Annotated in this window: 6 protein-coding genes and 1 pseudogene; 6 read left to right on the top strand and 1 reads right to left on the bottom strand. The window is 53.0% G+C overall.

Annotated elements, in window-relative coordinates:
* Nucleotides 1-155 precede the first annotated feature (155 nt).
* The 3 genes and pseudogenes from MHH57_RS21830 (at nt 156) to MHH57_RS21820 (ending at nt 20,300) form a co-directional block, all read left to right on the top strand.
* Nucleotides 156-18,924: pseudogene (locus MHH57_RS21830) on the top strand (non-ribosomal peptide synthase/polyketide synthase).
* Nucleotides 18,925-19,107: 183 nt separating this feature from the next.
* Nucleotides 19,108-19,644, top strand: coding sequence for a hypothetical protein (locus MHH57_RS21825; RefSeq protein ID WP_069011605.1), 537 nt, complete (start codon nt 19,108-19,110; stop codon nt 19,642-19,644).
* 335 nt (nt 19,645-19,979) lie between these two features.
* Nucleotides 19,980-20,300, top strand: coding sequence for a hypothetical protein (locus MHH57_RS21820; RefSeq protein ID WP_069011604.1), 321 nt, complete (start codon nt 19,980-19,982; stop codon nt 20,298-20,300).
* 575 nt (nt 20,301-20,875) lie between these two features.
* Here the strand turns inward: MHH57_RS21820 and MHH57_RS21815 are convergent.
* Complete coding sequence (locus MHH57_RS21815; protein WP_230585153.1) at nt 20,876-21,562, bottom strand: glycoside hydrolase family 16 protein; 687 nt, start codon at nt 21,560-21,562, stop codon at nt 20,876-20,878.
* A gap of 412 nt (nt 21,563-21,974) precedes the next feature.
* On the opposite strand from MHH57_RS21815, the gene MHH57_RS21810 reads away from it, so the two are divergent.
* From MHH57_RS21810 to MHH57_RS21800, 3 genes are all read left to right on the top strand, one after another.
* Nucleotides 21,975-23,321 carry a cellulase family glycosylhydrolase gene (locus MHH57_RS21810; protein WP_069011603.1) on the top strand — a complete coding sequence of 449 codons (1,347 nt, stop codon included), beginning with the start codon at nt 21,975-21,977 and terminating at the stop codon, nt 23,319-23,321.
* 178 nt (nt 23,322-23,499) lie between these two features.
* Nucleotides 23,500-24,477 carry a LacI family DNA-binding transcriptional regulator gene (locus MHH57_RS21805; RefSeq protein WP_342434511.1) on the top strand — a complete coding sequence of 326 codons (978 nt, stop codon included), beginning with the start codon at nt 23,500-23,502 and terminating at the stop codon, nt 24,475-24,477.
* Between the two features lie 164 nt (nt 24,478-24,641).
* On the top strand, nt 24,642-25,967 hold the full coding sequence (locus MHH57_RS21800; protein WP_029519359.1) for an ABC transporter substrate-binding protein: 1,326 nt from the start codon (nt 24,642-24,644) through the stop codon (nt 25,965-25,967).
* The last annotated feature ends 2 nt before the right edge of the window (nt 25,968-25,969 follow it).

The following is a 25,969-nucleotide window of genomic DNA, read 5'->3' as shown; positions in this document are numbered from 1 at the left end:
ACCGGTAGTTACCAGAAAACGTAGACACGAAAAATGAGGAAGAGTCCGATGGAGCCGTTCCGGGAATGGCCTGCGCGGTTCTTCTAAGAGTGACTAAGTGACATCTAGGTACAAAGCCTATCTATAAAGAATCTCTAAACCGGGAGTGTGTCGATGTGACAGAGAATACCAACGAGCAATATGGATTAACGCAAGCCCAGCGCCGAATATGGTTCATGGAAATTATGAATCCGGGAACGTCCATCACGATGCTTTCCGCGACCTACCAGATTACGGGCGAGATCAACACACAGCTTCTGAAGCAAGCGGCGGCAGAGATCGTCAAAACCTATGACGTTTTCCGAATCCGCATTAGCGGGGATTTGCAAAATCCAACGCAGTGGTTCGAAGAGCCGGAGAATGTCCAAGCTAGGATAAGCCGCCTCGAAATAGGCACAATCGAACAATTCTATGCTTGGGTGAAGGAAGTAAGCGAAAAACCGGCCAGCGTGTTCGACGAACACCTCTACGAATTTACGATTATTCATTTTGCGAACGGCCAAGTATGGCTCAATTTGACGGTAAACCATATTATCGCCGACGGCTTGTCCGTCAATGCTTTGCTGCATGCGGTGATGGAAAAATACCTGGAACTGCGCAAAGGCATCTCCAGCAGTTACCAGCCCCCTTCCTATCTAGATTATATTTCCGCGGAGCGTGAATATGAGCAATCGCAGCGTTATCAGAAAGGCAAGGAATACTGGCTGACGAAGTACAACACTTTGCCTGAAACGACCGGCATTAAATCGTATCCGCCATTCTCGATCGGCAGCGAATCCAATAAACTGTCCATCACTTTGGATGGTTCCCGGTATGAACGCATTCTGGCCTTCAGCGAACAATATCAGGTCAGCTTATATACGTTATTTCTGTCCGCCATGTACGCCTTATTGTACAAGCTGACCGACAGCACCGATGTTCCGGTCGGCACGGTTTTCGCCAATCGCACCAGCAAGAAGGAAAAAGAAACGATCGGCATGTTCGTCAGCACCGTGGCTACGCGGATTCGTCTGAATCCAGACAGACACGTGCTTTCCTTGATCCAAACGGTTTCCAAGGAAAATACGGCGGATCTGCGGTATCAGAAATACCCTTATAACCAATTGATCCAGGATTTGCGCGAACAACACGGCCGCAACGATCTTTCGGGGCTGTTCCGCACGTCTCTGGAATATCTGCCTTTGAAAATCGTGGAGTACGAAGAAATCAAGGTACGCCTGGAGGCCCACTTCGCTAGGCACGAGATGGACGATTTGCTGCTGCGCTTCGACCATATGCTGAATGAAGGCCATGTCATTCTCCATGCTTCCTATCGTACCGGCTTGTTCGAGACGGCCGAGATTGATCGGATTATGGAACAGTATGTAACCGTTCTGGATCAGTTTCTTCAGACTCCCGAACTGCCGGTACGCGAGATTTCTCTGCTGAGCGATGAGGAGAGACACCGCATTCTGGGCGTTTTTAACCCGCCGGTGGCAGGGCTGAGCGAGGGAGAAGCGTTTCATCGGTATGTTGAAAAATTTGCTCGGGAAATTCCAGATCATCCGGCAGTCGTCTACATGGACAAACAGCTGACCTACGGCGAATTGAACGAACGCGCCGAGCGACTGGCTTCTCTCCTTCGCGAACAGGGCGTGGGAAGGGAGACGATTACGGGGATCTGGGCGGAGCGTTCGGTGGAACTGCTGGTTGGGGTGCTCGCCGTTTGGAAAGCCGGCGGAGCCTATGTACCACTGGACCCCGATTATCCGGCGGAGCGGATTGAGTACATGCTCAGCGATAGCGATGCATCGGTGCTGCTTACGCAGCGTCATCTGTTGGAGCGGGCCGGAGGTTGGTTGGCCGATGACCGGCTGAAGCTTCAAGCTGTCTATGCCATGGACGATGAACAGATTTATAACGGGGATGCCTTAGCCGTGGAATTTGAATCTGCCAACAGCGCCCCGCAAGACTTGGCTTATGTGATTTACACCTCGGGTACGACGGGACGCCCGAAAGGCGTCATGATCGAGCACGGCAGTCTCGTTAATACGGCGGATGCGTACCGTCGCGAGTACCGGTTGGATCAGTTTCCGGTGCGGCTGCTGCAGTTGGCCAGCTTCTCGTTTGACGTGTTCGTCGGAGACATCGCGCGGACGCTGTATAACGGAGGCACGATGGTGATTGTGCCGAAGGATGACCGGATTGATCCGAACCTCTTATACGGCTGGATTCGGAACCACAACATTACGGTATTCGAATCGACGCCTGCGCTCATCCTGCCGTTCATGCAGCATATTTATGAAGAAGGGCTGGACGTTAGCTCCATGCAGTTGCTGATTACCAGCTCGGATGCTTGCAGTGTCACCGATTACCGATTGCTGCAGGAAAGATTCGGCGGACAATTCCGCATCATCAACAGCTATGGAGTTACCGAAGCAGCCATTGACAGCAGCTTTTACGGTGAGCCGCTGGATAAGCTGCCGTCGTCGGGTCATGTGCCGATCGGCAAAGCTTGGCTGAACGCCCGGTTTTACATTGTCGATGCCGCGTTAAAGCCGGTTCCTGTAGGGATTCCGGGCGAGCTTGTCATCGGCGGCGCCGGGGTGGCGCGCGGGTACTGGAACCGTCCGGACCTAACCGCCGAGAAGTTTGCGGACAGCCCGTTTGTGCCGGGCGAACGTCTGTACCGGACAGGCGATTTGGCCCGCTGGCTGGAAGACGGCAACGTCGACTTCATCGGCCGGATCGACTATCAGGTGAAAATTCGCGGGTTCCGGATCGAACTCGGCGAAATTGAAACGGCCCTGCTGCGTTTCCCGGGCGTCAAGCAGGCTGTGGTGACCGACCGTACGGATGAGCAGGGGCAAAAGTATTTGTGCGGCTACGTGGCGGCGGATGCTTCCGTGCAGCTGAGCGATCTGCTGTCCCAATTGAAGCAAGAGCTGCCGGCCCATATGGTCCCGGCCCGGCTGGTGTCTCTTGATAAGCTCCCGCTCACGCCGAACGGCAAAATTGACCGTAAAGCGCTGCCTGAACCGACCGGAGAGGTAGAAGCAGGCCGTGAGTATGTGGCTCCTCGCACAACGCTGGAAACAAGACTTGCTCTCATTTGGCAGCAGGTGCTGGGTATTGCGCGAGTTGGAGTCCAAGGCGATTTCTTTGACTTGGGTGGTCATTCCTTGCGGGCCTCCACGCTGGTTTCCAAGATTCGGAAAGAGCTGCAAGTCGAGGTTCCGCTGCGGGAAGTTTTCCGCTACACCACGATCGAACAGCTGGCCCAAAGAATCGGCGGTTTAAGGCAGCAGGAGACCTATGAGATTACAAAGGCGGCTGAGGCCGAGTACTATCCGGTTTCATCCGAGCAAAAGCGCCTGTACGTCTTGCGCCAGCTTGACGGGGCTGAGCGCAGCTATAATATGTCGGCGGCGCTTCTTCTCGAAGGCAAGCTGGACTGCACGCGCGTCGAGCATGCGTTCCGGGCGCTGATTCAGCGCCATGAGACGCTGCGTACCGGGATCGAGCAGGTTCAAGGCGAGCTTGTCCAGCGCATCTATGACGAGGTGGAGTTTGCTGTGGATTATTTCCAAGCGAGCGAGCGGGAAGTGGAGCAAGTGGTAGAAGCTTACTATCACCCGTTTGATCTGACCAAGCCGCCACTTCTCCGCATCGGCCTGATCGAAGTCGCCGAGGATCGCCACATTCTGCTGTTCGATATGCACCATATCGTCTCGGACGGCATTTCGACAGCGCTGCTCTTCGACGAGTTCAGCCGCCTGTATCGGGGCGAGGAGCTGACCCCGCTGCGCATTCAATACAAAGATTATTCCGTTTGGCAGCATTCCGAAGCTTACGGGCAGATGCTCCAGCCGCAGAAGGAGTATTGGCTGGAACAGCTGTCGGGCGAGCTGCCGGTCTTGGAGCTACCGACGGACTTCCCGCGGCCTGCGGTGCAAAGCTTTGACGGCCGAACCGTGAAGTTTTATATCGAGAAAGATCGGACGGAGAAGCTGAAAGAGCTGGCGGCACGGACAGGGACGACCCTGTACATGGTGCTGCTGTCGGCTTACACCATCCTTATGCATAAATATTCGGGTCAGGAAGATCTGATCGTAGGAACGCCGATTGCCGGAAGAACGCAGGAAGAAGTGCAGCCGATCGTAGGGATGTTTATCAACACGCTGGCCATTCGCAGCCGTCCGGAGCGTTCCAAGCCGTACCTTTCGTACCTGGAAGAAATCAAGGACATCACGCTCGGGGCTTTCGAACACCAAAATTATTTGTTCGAAGACTTGGTGGAAAGTCTTCACATTCCGCGCGCGACCGGCCGGAATCCGCTCTTTGACACGTTCTTCTCCCTGCAAAATACGGAGAACGAGCAAATTGTCATCGAGGGGCTGGAGCAATCATTTTATCCGCTGGAAAACCGAACATCCAAGTTCGAGCTGCTCCTGGACATTTCGGAGCTGGACGGTCAGCTCGAATGTCGGTTGGAGTACGCTACGGCTTTGTATAAACAGGAGACCGCGGAGCGGTTCGCCAGACATTATGACAAGCTGCTTGAAACCATCGCAGCAGCGCCGGACGGGGATATTGCCTCGCTGGAAATGCTCACGGAGGAGGAAATCCACGAGCTGGTGCGCGGTTTCAACGATTCGGAGGCGGACTACCCGCGGCAGCAGACGATTCACGGCCTGTTCGAAGAGCAGGTGGAGCATTACCCGGACAACGTGGCCGCCGTCATGAACGAGCACCAGCTGACCTACCGCGAGCTGAACGAGCGATCCAACCGCCTTGCGCGGAAGCTGCGGGAGACGGGAGTAGAGGCGGACCAGCTGGTAGCGATTCTGGCCGAACGCTCGCTCGATATGGTCGTTGGCATTCTGGCGATTCTCAAAGCGGGCGGAGCATACGTGCCTGTCGATCCCGACTACCCGGAGGAGCGTATCCGCTTCATGATCGAGGATTCGGGCGCGCCGTTATTGCTGATTCAAAAGCATCTGCACGAGAAGACCGATTTCGCAGGAACGCGCCTCGAATTGGACGATTTCGTTTGGGGCGACAGAGGGGCGGACTCCGAAGGTGCGCTGGACGCTTCGAACCTGGAGCCGATTTCCGGGCCGAGCAACCTGGCATATGTCATCTACACGTCGGGAACGACCGGCAGACCGAAAGGAACGCTGATCGAGCATAAGAACGTCGTGCGGCTCCTGTTCAACGACAAGAACCTGTTCGACTTCGGACCGTCCGACACGTGGACGCTGTTCCACTCGTTCTGCTTCGATTTCTCCGTCTGGGAAATGTACGGAGCGCTGCTGTACGGAGGCAAGCTGGTCATCGTACCGCCGATCACGGCGAAAAATCCGGCCGATTTCCTGGCGCTGCTGGGCCGCGAACAGGTCACGATTTTGAACCAGACGCCAACGTACTTCTACCAGCTGCTGCGTGAGGTCTTGGCGGACCATCCGCACGATTTGCGGATTCGCAACGTCATCTTCGGGGGCGAAGCGCTGAGTCCGCTGCTGCTCAAGGGCTACAAGACGAAGTACCCGGAGACGAAGCTGATCAATATGTACGGCATTACCGAGACGACAGTTCACGTGACGTATAAGGAAATCACGTGGGTCGAAATGGAGGCGGCGAAGAGCAATATCGGCAAGCCGATCCCGACGCTGAGGGTGTATGTCCTGGATGAAAACCGCCGCCCTGTGCCGATTGGCGTAGCGGGCGAAATGTACGTGGCCGGGGAAGGCCTTGCGAGAGGATATCTGAACCGCCCGGATCTGACGGCGGAGAAGTTCGTCGATTCCCCGTTTGCGGAGGGGGAGAAACTGTACCGCTCGGGCGACTTGGCGGCATGGCTGCCGGACGGCAACATCGAATACCTGGGCCGGATCGACCACCAGGTGAAAATCCGCGGGTACCGGATCGAGCTGGACGAAATCGAGACGCAGCTGCTGAACGTCGAGGGCGTGGAAGAAGCGGTGGTGCTCGCCCGTCAGGACGGCGGGGGCGAGAAGGCGCTTGTCGCCTACTTTGTGGCGGACCGGACGCTGACGGTCAGTGAAATGAGAACCTCGCTGGCTCAGGGAATGCCGGGGTACATGATCCCGTCGTACTTCGTGCAGTTGGAGCGTATGCCGCTGACGACCAACGGCAAAGTGGACCGCAAAGCGCTGCCGGAGCCGCAAGGCGGCATACAAACGGGCGTCGAATACGTAGCGCCGCGTAACCGGACGGAGTCCCAGCTTGTGAAGATCTGGGAGGAAGTACTGGGCTACTCCGGCATTGGAGTCCTGGACAATTTCTTCGAGCTTGGAGGTCACTCCTTGCGGGCGACGAACCTTGTCAGCAAGATTCAGAAGGAAATGAACGTCGAACTTCCGCTGCGCGATGTGTTCCGCTATACGACGGTAGAGTCGATGGCCGGGGCTATTGCCAGCTTGGAAGAAACGCGGCACTGCTCGATTCCGAAAGCGGAAGAGAAAGCGTACTATCCGGTTTCCTCCGCGCAAAAAAGGCTGTACGTCCTGCACCAGCTGGATAGCTCGGAGCTGAATTACAACCTCCCAAGCGCCTTGCAATTGGAAGGGGCTTTGAACGAGGTCAAAGTGGAAAAGGCGCTGACTACTTTGGTGGCCCGGCACGATATGCTGCGCACCGGTTTTGAAATCGTGAATGGGGAGCCGGTTCAGCGTATTCATCCGCTCGTAGCTTTCAAGGTCGAGAAGCTTCAAGCAAGCGAAGATCAGGTTGCGGCCATTCTTGAAGGCTTCATTCAGCCTTTTGACTTGACCCAGCCGCCTTTGCTGCGCGCCCTGCTGATCGAACTGGAGAAAGAGAAATTCCTGCTCGCACTGGATATTCATCATATTGGTTCCGACGGCCTTTCCATGGACGTGCTGCTGCGCGAATTCGTGCGGCTTTACAATGGGGAAGAATTGCCGGAGCTGCGGATTCAATACAAGGATTACGCCGTTTGGCAGCAATCCGAGGAGCAGCGCCAGCGCATCAAACGGCAGGAGGAATACTGGCGCGGGGTATTCAGCTCCGAGCTTCCGGTTCTTGAGCTGCCTCTCGACTTCTCCCGCCCGGCCGTTCAGCAGTTTGACGGTCAAACGCTCACGTTTACGCTGGATGCGGAGAAAAGCGAAGCTCTCAAACGGCTTGCCGGCGATTCGGGGGCAACGCTGTACATGCTTCTGCTGGCTGCGTACTCCGTATTGCTTCATAAATACGCGGGACAGGAAGATATAGTGGTCGGCACTCCGATTGCCGCCCGTTCTCACGCCGACCTGCAGCCGATTATCGGTATGTTCGTCAATACGCTGGCCCTTCGCTTGGGTCCGGCGGCGGAGCGGACGTTCCTGGATTACTTGCAGGAAGTGAAGGAAACGACGCTTGGAGCCTACGAGCACCAGGACTATCCGTTCGAGGAGCTGGTGGAAGCTCTTCAGGTGAGCCGGGATTTAAGCCGGAATCCTCTGTTTGACACCATGTTTTCTTTGCAAAAGCACGAAAGCTTGGATTTAACCCTGGAAGGCTTGCAATGGTCGCTGTTCGACATCGAGGAAAAGACGGCAAAGTTTGATCTTAGCCTTGATATCGTGGAATCCGATAACGAGCTGGTTTGCAAGATTGAGTACGCTACTTCGTTGTTTAGACAGGAAACGATGGAACGGCTGGCGGGTCATTACGAGCAGCTTTTGGCGTCGATCCTGGCTCAGCCGGGTGCGCGGATTTCGGATTTGGATATCTTGACGGACAGCGAAAAGCATGATTTGCTGGTCGGGTTTGACGTGTCGTCTTCGGCTCTTGCGAAGCAACCCGCCGCAGAGGGTACAGGTTTGGAAGCGGATGAGTCGTGGAGAGAGAGAACGTTCCACGAGCTGTTCGAGGAGCAGGCGGAGCGCACTCCGGGAGCGCTGGCGGTTGTCTACGAAGACAGCAAGCTGACGTATGCGGAGCTGAACGCCAAAGCGAATCGTCTGGCGTATGCACTGCGGGCGCGCGGGGTGAAGCCGGAGCAGGTGGTCGGCATTTTGGCCGGCCGTTCGGCGGAGCTGTTGATCGGGGTGCTCGCCGTATGGAAAGCGGGCGGCGCTTATGTGCCGCTCGACCCGGACTATCCGGCGGAGCGGATCGAGTATATGCTCGCGGACAGCGGGGCGTCGGTGCTGCTCACGCAGACCCGCCTGCTGGAGCAGGCGGAAGCTTGGCGCAGCGACGGAGCTCTAGTGCTGCAAACGGTGGTTGCGCTTGACGACGCCGCGACGTACAGCCTCGGAGCGGCTGTGGGCGTACAAGCTTTGGGCGAAGCAGGCGCAGAGGCGGAGGCTTTGGCGCAAGCGGAAACGGCTTCTGCCGAAATGTCCGCCACGGCAGAAGCCGAGAAGAACGTACTAGCGGCGGATCTCGCATCGAATCCGGCGAATGTGAACAAGCCGCGCGATTTGGCTTACGTCATCTACACCTCCGGTACGACGGGCAAGCCGAAGGGCGTGATGATCGAGCACCGCAGCCTGGTGAACACGGCGGCGGGCTACCGGCGGGAATACCGCCTGGATCAGTTCCCGATCCGGCTGCTGCAGCTCGCGAGCTTCTCGTTCGACGTGTTCGTCGGGGACATTGCGCGGACGCTGTACAACGGCGGCACCATGGTCATCGTGCCGAAGGACGACCGGATTGATCCAACCCGCCTCTACGGCTGGATTCGCGACTACGCCGTGACGGTGTTCGAATCGACTCCGGCGCTGATCGTGCCGTTCATGGAGCATGTGCATGCCGAGGGTCTGGACCTCAGCTCGATGCAGCTGCTGATCTCAAGCTCGGATGCGTGCAGCGTAGCGGATTACCGCACCTTGCAGGAGCGCTTCGGCTCGCAGTTCCGTATTATTAACAGCTATGGCGTAACGGAAGCGGCGATTGACTCCAGCTTCTATGACGAGCCGCTGGAGAAGCTGCCGAAGACGGGCAGCGTGCCGATCGGGAAAGCGTGGCTGAACGCCAAGTTCTACATCGTGGATGCGAATCTGAAGCCGGTGCCGATCGGGGTGTTGGGCGAGCTGGTTATCGGCGGAGCGGGTGTGGCCCGCGGTTACTTGAACCGCCAGGATTTGACGGCGGAGAAATTCGTAGACAGCCCGTTCGCCGCTGGGGAGCGGCTGTACCGGACGGGCGACCTGGCGCGCTGGATGCCAGACGGCAACGTGGACTTCATCGGCCGGATCGACAACCAGGTTAAAATTCGCGGCTATCGGATCGAGCTTGGTGAAATTGAAGCGGCCATGAAAAATTTTGCCGGCGTGCGTCAAGCGCTTGTCATCGACCGGACGGATGAGCGGGGGCAGAAATATTTGTGCGGGTATGTCGTAGCGGATTCCAGCTTCGATCTGGAAGGGCTTGTAGCCCATCTGGACGCCGCGCTGCCTTCCCATATGGTGCCTTCGCGCATCATGCGCCTGGATCAAATGCCGCTTACGCCGAACGGGAAGATCGACCGTAAAGCGCTGCCTGTGCCGGAAGGAAGCATTCGTGCCGAGGTTGCATACACCGCGCCTCGTACTCCTGCCGAGCAGGCACTTGCGTCGGTCTGGCAGTCAGTGCTGGGCGTGGATCAGGTCGGCACGATGGACAATTTCTTTGCGCTCGGCGGCGATTCGATCAAGGCCTTGCAGGTATCGTCCCGTCTTTTGCAAACGGGGTACAAGCTGGTCATGAAAGATTTGTTCTATTACCCGACGATTACCGCCCTTAGTTTGCACCTGCAAACGGCGGAGAGAACGGCAAACCAGGCCGAAGTGACGGGAGAGGTCATCTTGACCCCGATTCAGCGCTGGTTCTTTGAACAAAATCCGGCTGACGTGCATCACAGCAACCAGGCGTTCATGCAGTTCTCCAAGCAAGGCTTTGACGAAGAAGCTTTACGCCAAGCGGTGCGTCAGCTTGTTGTGCATCACGATGCTCTCCGTACGGTTTACCGCCAAACCGAGAACGGCTATACCGCCTGGAACCGCGGCGCCGGGGAGAACGAAGCGCTGTTCGATCTGGAAGTTGTCGATTTCAAAGGAGTCGGCGACGTGAAAGAAGCGGTAGAGGCTAAGGCGAATGACATTCAAGCGAGCATCGATCTGGAAAACGGTCCGCTGGTGAAGCTCGGCTTGTTCCGCTGCGACGACGGCGACCACCTGCTCATCGCGATCCATCACTTGGTCGTAGACGGCGTATCCTGGCGGGTTCTGCTTGAGGATTTTGCTGCCGGCTATGAGCAGGCGCTGCAAGGGCAGCCGATCCGTCTGCCGCTCAAAACGGATTCATTCCAAACGTGGGCGAAACAGCTCGCTGATTATGCGAACGGTCCGGCGATGGAAAGCGAGAGAGAGTATTGGCAACATATCGAGCAATTGACCTATGAGCCGCTTCCGAAGGATTTTGAACAAGGCAGATCCAAGCTGAAGGACAGCGGGCCCGTGACCGTTCGCTGGACGGCAGAGGAAACCGAACAGCTGCTGAAGCAGGCACACCGTGCTTACCATACGGAAATGAACGATTTGCTGCTTGCTGCGCTTGGCCTCGCGGTACAAGCTTGGAGCGGCCGGGAACGCGTGCTGGTGAATCTCGAAGGCCACGGCCGGGAAGATATTTTGCCGGATGTGGACATTACGCGCACAGTAGGCTGGTTTACAAGCCAATTCCCTGTCGTTCTGGAGCTGGGTCACGCCCAGGCGCTCGGTCATCAGGTGAAACAGGTTAAGGAAAGCTTGCGCCGCATTCCGAACAAAGGAATCGGCTACGGCATCCTGCGTTATTTGTCGGCGTCGCGTGACGGCGAGCGCTTCGCTTTGGAGCCGGAGATCAGCTTTAACTATTTGGGTCAGTTCGACCAGGATTACGAAAGCAGCGACTCGCAGCCGTCTCCGTTCAGCCCGGGCTCCGATTCAAGCCCGAATGCAGTGATGGATTTTGTCCTCGATATTAACGGTATGGTGTCGGAAGGAGTGCTGGAACTCACGATCCGTTATGGGGAAACCCAGTATAAACGGGAAACGGTAGAGCGCCTGGGCACCCTGCTTCAATCGAGCTTGCGTGAAGTCATCAGCCATTGCGTATCGAAAGAGCGGCCGGAGCTTACGCCTAGCGACGTACTGCTTCAAGATGTGACGGTGGAAGAACTGGAGCGGCTGTCCGAACATACGGCGGCGCTCGGCGAACTGGAGAATGTATACACCTTGACTCCGCTGCAAAAAGGGATGTTGTTCCACAGCCTGCTGGATGCCGATTCGGAAGCTTACTTCGAACAGGTGACCTTCGATCTGTACGGAAGCCTGAATGTCGAAGCCTTCACCCAAGGATTGGATACGCTGGTGCAGCGGAATGAGGCGCTGCGGACCAACTTTATTACTGGCTGGAGAGACGAGCCGCTTCAAGTGGTATTCCGCGAGCGGAAGTGTGAAGTGTACTTCAAAGATATTCGCTCGGTAAGCGATGAAGACCCGGAGAAGACGATAGCCGATTTTGTCAGCGCGGATAAAGCGAACAAGTTCGATTTTGCCCGAGGCTCTCTTATGCGCGTGACAGTTTTGCGCACGGGCGACGAGTCCTACCATGTGATCTGGAGTCACCATCACATTTTGATGGACGGCTGGTGCATGTCCTTCATGATCAAGGAAGTGTTCGACACCTACTTCGCGTTCCACGAGAAGCGGACGCTGGAGCTTCCTCCGGTTACCTCGTACTCCCGGTATATCGAATGGCTGGAAGCTCAAGATGCCGCGAAAGCTTCGCGTTACTGGTCCGAGTATTTGGCGGGTTACGATCAGCAGACCAAGCTGCCCCAGGAGAAAACGCAGCTGAAGCAGGGCGCTTTTGAAGCAGCTGAAATCGATGTGGAACTCAGCAAGGAACTGACCGGGCAAATCGGGCGGGTGGCGCGCCAGCAGCAGGTGACGCTCAATACGTTCATGCAGACCGTATGGGGACTGGTTCTGCAGGTATACAACAACAGCGAGGATGTTGTATTCGGCTCCGTCGTATCCGGGCGTCCGGCGGAAATTCCGGGCATCGAAAGCATGATCGGCCTGTTTATTAATACGATCCCGGTCCGTATTCAAGGCAAAGCCGAGGAGACGGTAGCCGATATCTTGAGAAAAACCCAGGACCAAGCGCTGGCATCGGGAGCTTACGAAACGTTCCCGCTGTTCGAGATTCAGTCGCTGAGCGAGCAAAAGCGCGACTTGATCAACCATATCATGGTCTTTGAAAATTATCCGATGGAAGAACAGATTGAGCAGGTCGTCGGCGGAGACAAAGAAGCGCTGAAAATCGCTAATATCCATTCGCCGGAGCAAACGAACTACGACCTGGACATTACCGTCATTCCGGAAGAGCATATTTTGCTGCGGTTTACGTACAATGCGCTGACGTTCAGAGAGGAAGACATCAGGCTGATCCACGGTCATTTTGCCCGGGCACTGGAGAAGGTTGCGGCTAACCCGAACATCCGCGTGAATCAGTTGGAGCTTTTGACGGCGGCGGAAAAAGAGCAAATTCTCGGCGCGTTTAACCCGGCGCAGCCGGAAGCGGCTCCTGCGGCCGCGTTCCACCGGCTGTTCGAGGAACAGGCGGAACGCACGCCGGAAGCGGCAGCTGTCGTGTACGAGAACGACCGGCTGACGTATGCGGAGCTGAACGAGCGGGCGAATCGCTTGGCGGCCACGCTGTGCGCAAGCGGCATCGGCCGGGAGACGATCGTCGGCATTCTCGCCGAGCGTTCGGTGGATTTGCTGGTGGCCGTGCTGGCCGTCTGGAAAGCGGGCGGGGCGTATGTGCCGCTCGACCCGGATTATCCGGCGGAGCGCGTGCGGTTCATGCTCGAAGACAGCGGAGCGAAGGTGCTGCTGACGCAAACGGCGCTGCGAGAGCGCGCCGAAGCCTGGCTCGGCGAAGAGGAGCTGGCGCTGGCGGCGGTGCTGTACCTCGACGACGAAACCTCGTACAGCGAGGAGCGGACGAATGCCGACAGCTTCCATGAAGCCCGTCCAGAGGACCTGGCGTACGTGATCTACACGTCGGGAACGACGGGCAAGCCGAAGGGCGTGATGATCGAGCACCGCAGCCTGGTGAACACGGCGGCGGGCTACCGGCGGGAATACCGGTTGGATCAGTTCCCGGTGCGGCTGCTGCAGCTCGCAAGCTTCTCGTTCGACGTGTTCGTGGGAGATATCGCGCGGACGCTGGTACAACGGAGGCACGATGGTGATTGTGCCGAAGGACGACCGGATCGATCCGTCTCGTCTGCACCACTGGATGGAGCGGGAACGGGTCACCATCTTCGAATCGACGCCGGCGCTGATCGTGCCGTTCCTGGAGTACGTGCACGAGCAGCAACTGGATATGAGCTGGATGGAGCTGTTGATCACGAGCTCGGACAGCTGCGGCGTGGCGGATTATCGCACCTTGCAGGAACGCTTCGGCTCGTTGTTCCGGATCATCAATGCTTACGGCGTGACGGAAGCGGCGATCGACTCCAGCTTCTACGACGAGGAATTGGCGAAGCTGCCGCAGACAGGCCATGTGCCGATCGGCAAAGCGTGGCTGAATGCGAAATTCTACATCGTGGATGCGCACCTGAATCCGGTGCCGGTCGGGGTGCTGGGCGAGCTGGTCATCGGCGGAGTCGGAGTGGCGCGCGGGTACTTGAACCGTCCGGAGCTGACGGAAGAGAAGTTCGTAGACAGCCCGTTCGCCGCGGGCGAGCGGTTGTACCGCACGGGAGACTTGGCGCGGTGGATGGAAGACGGCAACGTGGACTTCATCGGCCGGATCGATAACCAGGCGAAAATCCGGGGGTACCGGATTGAGACGGGTGAAGTCGAAGCGAAGCTGCTGAGTGTAGGTGGCGTGAAGGAAGCGGTCGTCGTCGTCAGGGAAGATCAAGAAGGTCAGAAAGCTTTGTGCGCTTATTATACAGCGGAAGAAGGCTTGACGGCGGTGGACCTGAAGCGGGCGATTGCCAGCGAGCTGCCGGGGTACATGATCCCGTCGTACTTCGTGGAGCTGGAGCGCCTGCCTCTGACGCCGAACGGGAAAATCGACCGGAAGGCGTTGCCGGCACCGGAAGGGGGAGCAGGCGGAGGCCGCGAATACGTGGCGCCGCGCACCGAACTGGAGGCGAAGCTGGCCGCCATTTGGCAGGATGTGCTTGTTCGGGAGAAGGCGGTAGGCGTAACGGACAACTTCTTCGACATCGGCGGCCACTCCCTGCGGGCGACGACGCTTGTCAGCAAAATGCATAAGGAGCTAGGCGTTGAATTCCCGCTTCGCGACGTATTCCGCTACTCGACGGTTGAGGAAATGGCCGCGGCTATGGAGCGGCTGGAGATCGGCTCGTTCACAGCTATTCCGGCTGCGGAACCTAGCGAGTATTATTCGCTCTCTTCCGCTCAGAAACGTCTCTATATCTTGAACCAGCTGGAAGGAGCCGAGCTGAGCTATAACATACCGGGAGCTATGCTGCTCGAAGGAAAGCTCGACCGGCAGCGGTTTGAAGAAGCGTTCCGCGGGCTCGTAGCTCGTCATGAAACGCTGCGTACCGGCTTTGAGATGGTAAAAGGCGAAGCGGTTCAGCGGATTTACGAAGAAGCTGCCTTCCAGGTGGAATATGTGCAGATCAGCGGGGAGCAGGCGGAAGAAACGGTGCGCCAATTCGTTCGTCCGTTTGATCTAGCGAAGCCGCCACTTCTGCGGGTAGGCCTTGCCGAACTGGCGCCGGACCGGCACATTCTAATGTTCGATACGCATCATATCGTATCCGACGGCGTTTCGATTGACGTACTGATCGAAGAGTTCGTCCGCTTGTACAGCGGGGAGCAGTTGGAGCCGCTCCGCATTCAGTACAAAGATTATGCGGTATGGCAGCAATCGGACGAGCAGAAAGCTCAGCTTGCCAAGCAGGAAGCCTACTGGCTCGACATGTTCCGCGGAGAGCTGCCGGTTTTGGAATTGCCGACGGACTATCCGCGCCCGGCTATGCAGAGCTACGAGGGCCGCACGCTGCAATTGTTTATGGATAGCGAGAAAAGCGAGGGTCTGAAACGGCTTGCAGCCGAGAACGGCGCAACGCTTTACATGGTTCTGCTTGCTGGTTATACAATATTATTGCATAAGTATACAGGGCAAGAAGACGTGGTGGTCGGTACGCCGATTGCGGGCAGAAATCACAGCGACGTTCAGCCGCTGATTGGGATGTTCGTCAATACCCTGGCCATCCGCAGTTATCCGGCTGCCGGTAAAACGTTCCTTGACTACTTGAAGGAAATCAAGGAGACGACGCTGGGCGCTTTTGAACATCAGAATTATCCGTTTGAGGAACTGGTGGATAAGGTGAACGTAGCTCGCGATTTAAGCCGCAATCCGCTGTTCGATACGATGTTTGCTTTGCAGAATACAGAGAATTTGGAAATCCAGCTTCCCGGACTCCATTTGTCGACGTATGCCAGCGAAGAAATTGTTTCTAAATTCGATCTCAGCTTGGACGTCACGGAGATCGAGGAAGGCTTGGAATATCTGTTTGAATACGCCACTGCTCTTTATAAAACCGAAACGGTGGAGAAATTGGCCGCTCACTACTTGCAGCTGCTTGAATCCATTCTCCGCAAACCGTCGGCGACTATTGCCGAGCTGGGCATTTTGACGGCGGCGGAAAAAGAGCAAATTCTCGGCGCGTTTAACCCGGCGCAGCCGGAAGCGGCTCCTGCAGTCGCATTCCACCGGCTGTTTGAGGAACAGGCAGAGCGCACGCCGGAAGAGGCGGCCGTCGTGTACGAGAACGACCGGCTGACGTATGCGGAGCTGAACGAGCGGGCGAACCGCTTGGCGGCTATGCTGCGCGCAAGCGGCATCGGCCGGGAGGCGATCGTCGGCATTCTCGCCGAGCGTTCGGTGGACTTGCTGGTGGCCGTGCTGGCCGTCTGGAAAGCGGGCGGGGCGTATGTGCCGCTCGACCCGGATTATCCGGCGGAGCGCGTGCGGTTCATGCTTGAAGACAGCGGAGCGAAGGTGCTGCTGACGCAAACGCCGCTGCGAGAGCGTGCTGAAGCTTGGCTCGGCGAAGAGGAGCTGGCGCTGGCGGCGGTGCTGTACCTGGACGACGAAGCGTCGTACAGCGAGGAGCGGACGAATGCCGACAGCTTCCATGAAGCCCGTCCGGAGGATCTGGCGTACGTGATTTATACGTCGGGAACGACGGGCAAGCCGAAGGGCGTGATGATCGAGCACCGCAGCCTGGTGAACACGGCGGCGGGCTACCGGCGGGAATACCGGTTGGATCAGTTCCCGGTGCGGCTGCTGCAGCTGGCCAGCTTCTCGTTCGACGTGTTCGTGGGAGATATCGCGCGGACGCTGTACAACGGAGGCACGATGGTGATTGTGCCGAAGGACGACCGGATCGATCCGTCTCGTCTGCACCACTGGATGGAGCGGGAACGGGTCACCATCTTTGAATCGACGCCGGCGCTGATCGTGCCGTTCCTGGAGTACGTGCACGAGCAGCAACTGGATATGAGCTGGATGGAGCTGTTGATCACGAGCTCGGACAGCTGCAGCGTGGGGGATTACCGGACCTTGCAGGAACGCTTCGGCTCGTTGTTCCGGATCATCAACGCATACGGCGTGACGGAAGCGGCGATCGACTCCAGCTTCTACGACGAGCCGCTGACGAAGCTGCCGCAGACAGGCCATGTGCCGATCGGCAAAGCGTGGCTGAATGCGAAATTCTACATCGTGGACGCGCATCTGAACCCGGTGCCGGTCGGGGTGCTGGGCGAGCTGGTCATCGGCGGAGTCGGAGTGGCGCGCGGGTACTTGAACCGTCCGGAGCTGACGGAAGAGAAGTTTGTAGACAGCCCGTTCGCCGCGGGCGAGCGGCTGTACCGCACGGGCGACTTGGCGCGGTGGATGGAGGACGGGAACGTGGACTTCATCGGCCGGATCGACAACCAGGCGAAAATCCGGGGGTACCGGATCGAGACGGGCGAGATCGAGTCGCAGCTGCTGAGTGTAGGTGGCGTGAAGGAAGCGGTCGTCGTCGTCAGGGAAGATCAAGAAGGTCAGAAAGCTTTGTGCGCTTATTATACAGCGGAAGAAGGCTTGACGGCGGCGGACCTGAAGCGGGCGATTGCCAGCGAGCTGCCGGGGTACATGATCCCGTCGTACTTCGTCGAGCTGGAGCGCCTGCCTCTGACGCCGAACGGGAAAATCGACCGGAAGGCGCTGCCGGCGCCGGAAGGGGGAGCAAGCGCAGGCCGCGAATACGTGGCGCCGCGCACCGAACTGGAGGCGAAACTGGTCGCCATCTGGCAGGACGTGCTCGGGCCGGTCACGATTGGCGTGACGGACAACTTCTTCGACCTCGGCGGGCACTCCCTGCGGGCGACGACGCTGGTCAGCAAGGTGCACAAGGAGCTGAGCGTGGACCTGCCGCTGCGCGATGTGTTCCGGCACTCGACCATCGAAGCGATGGCCGAAGCGATCAGCCAATTGGAGCGGCAGGAACACCTCTCCATTCCGGTTCTGGAAGAGAGGGATTACTATCCGCTTTCCTCCGTGCAAAAACGGCTGTACATCCAGCAGCAGATGGAAGGCGCCGAGCTTAGCTACAACATGTCCGGCATGACGGTTCTCGTCGGGCGCTTGGAACGAAATCAATTCGAGGCGGCGCTCAAAGGATTGATAGCTCGTCACGAAATTTTGCGAACCGGCTTCGAAATGGTCGACGGCGAACCGGTACAACGGATTTATCCGGACTTGAAGTTTGCCGTCGAGTATACGAAAGCGACGGAAAGTGAAACGAAGAGCATCGTAGACGGCTTTGTACGCGTCTTTGATTTGGAGCGGCCGCCGCTGCTGCGTGTGGGCTTAGTCGAATGGGAAGCGGAACGGCAACTGCTCATGCTGGACATTCATCATATCGTCACGGATGGCATGTCGATGGGCATCTTTGTCGAAGAGCTGCTGCGCCTGTATAACGGCGAGACTCTGGAACCACTTCGGATTCAATACAAGGAATTCGCCGCTTGGCAGCAGTCCGAACCTGTAAAAGAGCGGCTGAAACGTCAGGAAGCCTACTGGCTGGACGTGCTGGAAGGCGAACTGCCGACGCTTGAACTGCCTACGGACTTTGTCAGACCTGCCGCTCGCAGCTTTGAGGGAGATGTGCTGCCTTTCAGCATCGACAAGCAGATGACCGACAGCTTGCAGCGCATCGCCGATGAGAACGGCACCACCCTTTATATGGTGTTATTGGCGGCCTATTCAATTCTGCTCAGCAAGTACTCGGGACAAGAAGACTTCATTGTAGGCATGCCGGTTTCGGGCCGCACACATGCCGACCTGGAGCCGCTCATCGGGATGTTTGTCAACACTTTGGCGATTCGCCATTATCCGTCCGGGGAGAAGACGTTCCTCGCTTACTTGAATGAAGTCAAAGAAACGATGCTGGCGGCCTACGACCACCAGGATTATCCGTTCGAGGAGCTTGTGAAAAAGCTGCAGGCGCCGCGAGATCAAAGCCGCAATCCTGTATTCGATGTCATGTTTGTTCTGGAAACCAAGGAAGATAACGTTCAAAGCTTCGGGGATATCAAGATCGAATCTTATCCGGAAACTCATACGGTTTCCCAATTTGATCTTACCTTGGTCATTTCGTTGCTGGATGAGGGAATGAACGGGCAGTTTGAATATGCTACCAAGTTGTTTACGCGCAATCTGATCGACAATTTCGCTCAGGACCTGCTCGTGATCATCACCCAAATTTGCGAACAGCCTTCGGTGCTGTTGAAGGATATTTCCCTGAACGGGCAATCCGAACAGGAGCAAGATGTGCTAGAGGCCATTGATATTATTTTCTAATCCCTTACCCGGCTTGGGTGTATGCCGTATTTTTCTCGGTACGCATCCTGCCGGGTGTTTTTTTCCAAATGAAAGGGAAAAATCCACCACAGGAATCTGACGTCAAGTGCCGCTGAGTAACGATTTCAATTTACTGGAAAGTCGACAAAACACAACAGAAATCCGAAAAACGAAAAGAAGTAATTGCCGATCGTTGCAGACGAGTTTAATCTTTTGACTATGACACCAGAAGAACAACAAAAGGCACACGAAGACTACAGGATAAAAAGGAAACGTGAAGCTCTTGGAGAAGACTTTTGGTATTATGCCGAAACGTTTTCTTCAGTATTACAATCAGGAGGCTGGAATAGTAATCTACCTTCCATAAGTTCACTATTTAAAGAATTAAGTAAAATCAAGCTATCATTCGAACAAAAAAAGAGAATTAATAAACTAGCTAGAGATATAATGGCTTCATTGAAAGAAGTAAATAATGAATTAGTAAGAGATTTGATAGAAGAATTTAATAAAATAAAAATGGATAATAACCTAACTTTAGTTCAAAAAGAGCATCTGAAGACAGCACTTCTTGAACTCTCACGAACTACAGGGAGGTTAGTTCAAATATATGGACAATGGACTAAAGATGGACAGATTATTAGAGATAATTCTTTGAAAAAGAAAATGGATCATTTAAGCACGTTATATGCGACATCCAGTATATTGAGGAAATGGTTATGAAAATTATATTATCGTAATAGTACAAGTTTCCAACTTTCTTTTTATGGTAATTTGTGGTGGTTTCAGACTTTTTATTTTTCGTGTTTATCACGTGCTCTGGCAAACGCAGTAAAATCAACAAATTTGGTTCACGACTTTTTTATCACCTGACACTTCCTGTTCAGAAACATTAATGTAGGTAACTACGATTTAGTGTTGGTAACTCAAGATTATTAAAAACACGGCTGCTTTGGTTTAAATAAATATTATGGTAAAGAAATATTAGAAAAGTTAAAGACAGGAGAACATATTGATAAGGATTAATTTGGAGAGACCATATATTATTTGTCTGTCACATGCTAACATCACTAAATGGCAAAATCGTTGGAGATTTCTTAGAAGAGAATCGAACGGCATATTTTACTAAAAAATACAAGGGAATTCATGATCGTTACGAATGCCAAGCATGGATTTGCGGCAGGATTACCATGGAGAAACATTTCACTTTTGGAAAAAAAAATTTAGATCAAGACAACACTCCGACGATCCCTAGAACAGATTACGTAGCGAATCCCAATGCTAAAACCTATGCAGTTGCAGTAGATCCTTTTAGGAAATTAGATGGACAAAAAACATCATTTCTAATGATGATGATCGATTCGGTCATCATATTATAGAAGTACTTTCCGAACAAGCATCGGATGCTCATTTAGCTCATTTGAAAAAGCTAGGTAACTCTTATGTTTTTGGAGGAAAAGAAAGTTTGAATTTCACTGTTGAAGGTTTAATTGATGAGATTAGTTTAGTTTAGTTTTAGTCCCGATAGTAGATGGTGCTTCTAACTCTTTGACGCTATTTGAAACGAGTGCTCATCTTCAAAAAACTAAGCCAGTAAATTTCTTTTTAAAGAGCGTAGAAAAACTGGACGATGGTGGGCTATGGATGAAGTAGGTGATAAATCCTTAAATAGGACTTGAGGCCATCAACTGTCCTCTTATTTGCTATGTTCAAGTTGGAGTGGCAGCCCTGATAGGCTGCCATTATTTTTCGTCCTTGGCTGTCGCTGTTATAACCCCTTGTTTTTCAAAAATGCCGACTTCACGGTAACCCATTTTCGATACAGCATCTGACCGTCTTCAAACTAAAAGGCATGAGCCCGGTACAATACCGAACTCATGCCCAACTGGTTGCATAAAAATATTTGTCTAACTTTAAGGGGGCACTTCATACAGGGCTGCTTTTATACTATGGGCTAATTGCTCGTGTATTTTACCCAATCATATTCAGCGTATAGCGGATTCGCTCCATTATACGAACCTAGCCAGTCGTCAACACCAGTGCCATTCCATAAATTCATCATAATCTTGCCTGGCGTGCTTGGTATGTTTGTAGTTGCCGTATGCTTTAGAACCCCGTCAACATACCACTTAATGTATCCTGGCTGCCAATCGAAAGCATAGGTGTGAAAGCCTCTTGATGCATCAAAGCCCAGATCAACAACCTTCTCGTGACCACCGACACCGTTTGTATAATAGTTGAATTGCACTTTTGTCGTGTCTTTGCCTAAAAATTCAATATCTATTTCATCCCATTGCGTGCCATCAGTAGGCCCCGTATACGTAAAAAAGGAAGATACGATCCCTGTATTTTTAGCAGGCTTCATACTGACCTCGTATAAGCCGTATCTGTAAGTGTTCGTCGATCGATACTCTCCGCAGTCAAACTTATTGTACGCAGAACTCGTTAAGCCAAGCTTCATTTTGCCATCGTTCGTAAAATTAACATTATTGGCACGCCAAGTGCAATTAAACATGTTCCCATTGGAATATCCGTCTGCCTTTTGCCATGCCCCCGAATTGAAACCATTAAGTGGTTCCCAAAAAACATTCCCCGCATAAACGCTTACCGAAAAAAACAGAGAGACAATGCCCGTGACCATTAAAGTGAACCAAGATTTCTTCTTCATTTTACACCTCCATAAAAGATTGACCAAACATGAAAGAAATGGATGACGATGATACATTATTTCAAGTATTGACCATCTTACCGAAAAAATAAAGCGCTTCCAAATTTGGTATCTTCATTGTAGTTTGAAATGGAGTCGTCCACAATAGCAAACTTAACACTTGAGGCATAATTTTAAAAAAACTAAATTTTATCAAGTTGTGGTTTAAAAATGTAAGTACTACAATTATATACAAGAAATGAAAATCAGAATTAAAATATTCTATTAAGGGGGGAAATGACGATTTTGACATGGGATAGACTCAGGAAGCGGAGCCACTACATGTTTATACCATTTTATTCTTTTGGTATAATAGTCAATTAATTTTTGAAGAGGAGGCCTTTCTTTGAAAAAATTAGGTATGGTATGTAAAATAGCTCTGATACTTGTATTCTTATTGCCTTTAACACCGGTCTTTGGCCAACATATAGATGCATGGTCAGGTATGCCTATGGGAAAGCTCCATGTCAGGGGCAATCAATTGGTGAACAGCAGCGGAAAACCTGTTGTTTTAAGTGGCTGGCATCAGCCGTCGGGGGCATACTGGACCTATCAAAATAGTAATTATTATCTCAATTTAAATGGTAACAATCGTCATGCAGCAATTTTGGCTTATTTGAAGGATATCACTGACACCTTTGCAGACACCAGACCGAAGTATGGAAGCAACCACGGCTGGTATATGAATCAGGTCCGATTGTTTATTGACCGCCAGGATATGGGAGATGTGGCCGCAGGGTCATACAATTTCTCAGGTTTACAAGCAGCTACACAAAATGTGATTATTCCATACATCAATTATGCGAAAACAAAGGGCATTTATGTTACCCTTGGTCTTGATTTCACTTTGGCTAACGACCAGGCTACAACACAATCCAATCTGGACAAATTCAATCAAATATGGGGGTATCTTGCCTCGCAGCCGGCTATTAATAGCGCGGATAACGTCATGTTTGAACTGATCAACGAGCCTATTAAGTCATATGCGAATGGGCATTGGGGAGGCTATCCTGGTGAAAATGATTTTGTTGACCATTGGAATGATCTGAGAAGATTCCAAAACTCTATCATTTCCACGATTCGAAGTAAAGGAGCGGATAATGTCATCTGGGCTGCAGGACTTGGATACAACCAATTTTACAGCCCGGCGGCAAAACACCCGCTGATAGATCCATTGAACAACTACGGCTATGCTGTCCACTGGTATCCGGGCTACGGAGCGCATGATAACAAGGACAAGCTAAAATCACAATGGGATTCCAACATTAAGGCGGCAGCTCAAGCCTATCCAATAAATATCACAGAATTTACCTGGTTCAAAACACAGCCCGGCGATTCGGAGTACTGGAATTTGTTTAACGGCTCTAATAATGGATTTGGGCAAAACACGAAGTCCATTTTTACAGCAGCCGGTAATGTCAGCATGACCGCACACATGAATGGCTTTCTGCTGGAAGCTGGAGCAAGGAGTTCATTTGCGGACCCAACAGCCGGGTTAAAGTGGGATGGCGATAACCGACGTCAGGCGATGGCCCGCTTCTTGTTTGACTGGTACTATGAGCGTGCACGGACCTATCCGAGAGCACTACTCCAGAACAGTGAATCAGCAACGGATAATCTGCCTGCGGATGCACCGACTGATGTGCTTACAGATACATACATTAATGCACCGACGGACGCACAATCAGAATGATGTTAATACTTTCAGCTACCGACAGCCTTTCCAATTGGATAGGCTGTCGTATTATCTTATAGAAATGACTAGTGTAAGATTGACGGCCATTATGAGGCCTTCCGTTATGTAAAGTTGTTGAAATGATGGGGAGAGAGTATAGTTTGTATGTATTTATTTTGTACGGGAAGAGGTTCATATGGCGACAATTCATGATGTAGCATTAAAAGCGGGCGTGTCGGTCACTACCGTATCCCGTGTAATGAATAACCGGGGATATATCAGCGAAACTACACGCAAAAAAGTGTTCGACGCAATGGAGGAACTTAATTATCAACCAAATGAAATAGCACGATCTCTGCTACGTAAGCAGTCCAATATTATTGGCCTTATTATTCCCAATGTCTCGCATCCTTTCTTCAGTGAGCTTGCCAATCAGGTTGAGTATTACGCCTATCAGCATGGCTGCAAGGTCCTGCTGTGCAATTCACATATGGATCCCGTGAAAGAGAAAGTGTATATTGATATGTTGAAGCGGAACCGGGTGGATGGCATCATTATGGGTAGCCATACATTAGAAGTAGAAGAGTACCGACATTTGAATTCACCGATCGTGACGTTTGATAGGCAGATTGACCCGTATATTCCTTACATATCCTCGGATAATTATCGCGGAGGCGAGCTGGCTACGGAGCTGCTCATTCGCAAAGGCTGCCGGAAAATTGCCCATATCTGCGGAAATCTGGAGCTGAACATGCTGTCCAATGAGCGGACCAAAGCATTCCGGGATGTGGTGGGTAAGCATAATGTCCAGCATGTGATTGTTCAAACGGACTTGAATGTGTTCGACCAGAAGGAGTACGAGCGGATCATTTCAAAACTCGTTTATGAACATCCAGATGTGGATGGGGTGTTCGCAACAAGTGATATTATTGCTGTTTTTGCGCTGAAAGAATATATTCGCGCTGGAAGGCATGTGCCAGAGAATGTGCGTATTGTAGGCTTCGATGATGTAAGCGTTGCTTCCTGGCTGACGCCAGAACTTACATCGGTAAGACAGCCGATTGCAGAGATCGGCAGGCTGGCGGTCGAGCTGATCCGCAGGCAGGCGGAGGGGGAGCAGGTACAACCTGTCAATCTGTTGCCTGTTGAACTAATTGAGCGTGCAACGACCTGAATGAAAATCTGTTCCTCTAACAAGGGGAACAGATTTTTTTTAGTACAAGTTAAAAATTCAACATGTCAAACGATTGACACAAGTTAAACCTTTGACATATAATCCGTTTGTAAGCGTTTTATTTAAGTGTTCAGAGCCATTATATAAATAAGGGGATGACAACAGTGAGTAAATTCAAAAGAGTTCAATGGATGGTAATGCTGCTTCTTTTAGTTATGGTGGTGTCTGCATGTGGTGGCTCCGGTGGAGAAGGTAATTCGGCTTCTGGAGGGGGATCAGGGGATTCGAAAAATGTGAAGATTACGCTTTTGAACTCCAAAGGCGAAATCCTTCCACAGCTGGAGGAAGCCGCTAAGGCCTTCCAGAAAGACAATCCGGGTATTACTGTTGAAATCCAGCCGGTTCCGACTGGTGGGTCGCCTTTTGAGCGTGCCTCCGCTTTGTACGCATCCGGAAACCCGCCGACCATGATCATGCTAGATACAGGTGATGTGGAGAAGTTCAAGGACCGTATCCTCGATCTGAGCGGAGAAAAGTGGAATAAGGACACAGTTGAAAACGCTACCACAGCTACGACGGTTGACGGCAAAAATTATGCGTTTCCGCTGGCTGTTGAAGGCTACGGATTCATTTACAACAAAGCCGTTGTAGATAAAGCGGTAGGCGGAAGCTTTGATCCTACCACAATTAAAACCCGAAATGACCTTGAAAAACTGTTTCAGCAAATTGAGGCATCTGGTAAGAAAGCATTGGTGATTTCACCAATGGACTGGTCTCTGGGCGCTCATTATTTGCCTCTTGCTTATGCAGGCCAGAACAAAGACATGGCTGAAGTGGACAAATTCATGGCGTCACTAAAAACGGGCCAGGCTAGCTTGGCTAATAATCCTGTATTTAACGGACTTATGGATACATTCGACCTCATGATGAAATACAACATCGATCAGGCTTCTCCGCTAGCAGGAGCTTATGAACGCGGACCGGAGCTGCTCGGCAAAGGTGAAGTTGGCATTTGGTTCATGGGCAACTGGGCATGGCCGCAAATCAACAGTTTTGATACGGCTAACAAAGAATATGGTTTCTTGCCTGTACCCATCAGTAACAATGCCGATGACTACGGCAATCAGGAGATTTCGTCCGCTGTATCCAAGCGCATTGTTATTGACAAGGAGAAGACTACTCCGGAACAGCAAGATGCGGCGAAGAAGTTCCTGAACTGGATCGTATATGATGAGAAAGGCCAGGATTTCCTCGTGAACCAAGCGAACATTATCCCGGCGTTCAAAAATATTACACTGCCTGCGGCCGACCCGCTTGGCAAGTCCATCCAGGATTATATTGCAAAAGGCAAGTCAGAGCAGTCGATGAGCATGCTGCCTGCGGACCACTGGTCTAAGACAGGATCTTCCATGCAAAAGTATCTGGCGAAACAGGGAGATCGTGCAACACTGGTTAAAGAAATCGAAAACTACTGGAAAACCGTTAAATAAGG

Source organism: Paenibacillus sp. FSL H7-0442 (assembly GCF_038593105.1).
In the GTDB taxonomy this organism is placed as follows: domain Bacteria; phylum Bacillota; class Bacilli; order Paenibacillales; family Paenibacillaceae; genus Paenibacillus; species Paenibacillus polymyxa_D.
Note: the sequence above shows the minus strand (reverse complement) of the source record. Positions and strands in the feature narration are given on the sequence as shown.

Excerpts from the sequence above, each read along its gene's own strand:
- MHH57_RS21820 (WP_069011604.1), top strand. The coding sequence starts at position 19,980 with ATGCTAACATCACTAAATGGCAAAATCGTTGGAGATTTCTTAGAAGAG.
- MHH57_RS21815 (WP_230585153.1), bottom strand. The coding sequence starts at position 21,562 with ATGGTCACGGGCATTGTCTCTCTGTTTTTTTCGGTAAGCGTTTATGCG.
- MHH57_RS21805 (WP_342434511.1), top strand. The coding sequence starts at position 23,500 with ATGGCGACAATTCATGATGTAGCATTAAAAGCGGGCGTGTCGGTCACT.